Source organism: Shigella sp. FC1967 (assembly GCF_001743005.1).
In the GTDB taxonomy this organism is placed as follows: Bacteria; Pseudomonadota; Gammaproteobacteria; order Enterobacterales; family Enterobacteriaceae; genus Proteus.
In genome coordinates, this window is the sequence record NZ_MIIZ01001356.1 from 1 (window position 1) to 374 (window position 374).

The following is a 374-nucleotide window of genomic DNA, read 5'->3' on the forward strand; positions in this document are numbered from 1 at the left end:
TTAGTTCACGACGAATTTTTGTTAATGCTTCAGGGTCATCTAAATCAACTTTAGGATCGAATCCTGTCGCCCCAACTTCAAGACCTCGTAACGCTTTTTGTAAGGATTCTTGTTGTGTTCTACCTATTGCCATCACTTCGCCAACAGATTTCATTTGCGTGGTTAATCGGTCATTTGTCCCTGCAAATTTTTCAAAGTTAAAACGAGGAATTTTTGTCACAACATAATCAATAGAAGGTTCGAAAGAGGCTGGTGTTCTCCCCTCCCGTAATGTCTTCATCAGCTCATCAAGGGTATAGCCTACCGCTAATTTTGCAGCGACCTTCGCAATTGGGAAGCCAGTCGCTTTAGAGGCAAGCGCGGATGAACGAGAA

1 protein-coding gene is annotated in these 374 nt (G+C 43.0%); it reads right to left on the bottom strand.

The annotated features are described in order from the left end of the window. On the bottom strand, positions 1–374 hold a 374-nt coding region (locus BHE89_RS21965; RefSeq protein ID WP_458694254.1), incomplete at both ends, for an ATP-binding protein.